We start from the raw sequence: 415 nt of genomic DNA, 5'->3' as shown, positions 1-415 counted from the left end.
AGACAGCAGAAGGTACATGGAGCTTTAAGTCCTATGACAAGGCATCAGAAACCATCAATGGAGCGGATGCCCACTTCATCGGTACTTGGGAATTTACTCCAGCTCCTCAACCACAACCGAAGACTGGTAATGTGGACGTGAAATACGTTGATGAAGACGGCAATGAAGTTGCTCCTTCAGAGCAAGTGAAGACTAATGCCCCAGTGGGTGAAGACTACACTACAAGTCCGAAAAATGTTGACGGCTATGAATTTGTGAAATTATCTCCAAATTCCGCGTCAGCTAATGGTAAGGTGACTGAAGGTGACAGCCATGTGGTTTATGTCTACAAGAAGAAAACTCCAGCTCCTCAACCACAACCGAAGACTGGTAATGTGGACGTGAAATACGTTGATGAAGACGGCAATGAAGTTGC

The 415-nt window shown here is 45.5% G+C and carries 1 protein-coding gene; it reads left to right on the top strand.

All coding sequences use genetic code 11. From position 1 onward, the window contains the following. Positions 1-415, top strand: a 415-nt coding sequence (locus M1F74_RS07225) for a MucBP domain-containing protein (protein ID WP_247946749.1), incomplete at both ends; no start/stop codon positions are given.

This window comes from Streptococcus oralis (genome assembly GCF_023109315.1).
Taxonomy (GTDB): domain Bacteria; phylum Bacillota; class Bacilli; order Lactobacillales; family Streptococcaceae; genus Streptococcus; species Streptococcus oralis_BS.
This window is presented reverse-complemented; position numbering and strand designations above follow the sequence as displayed.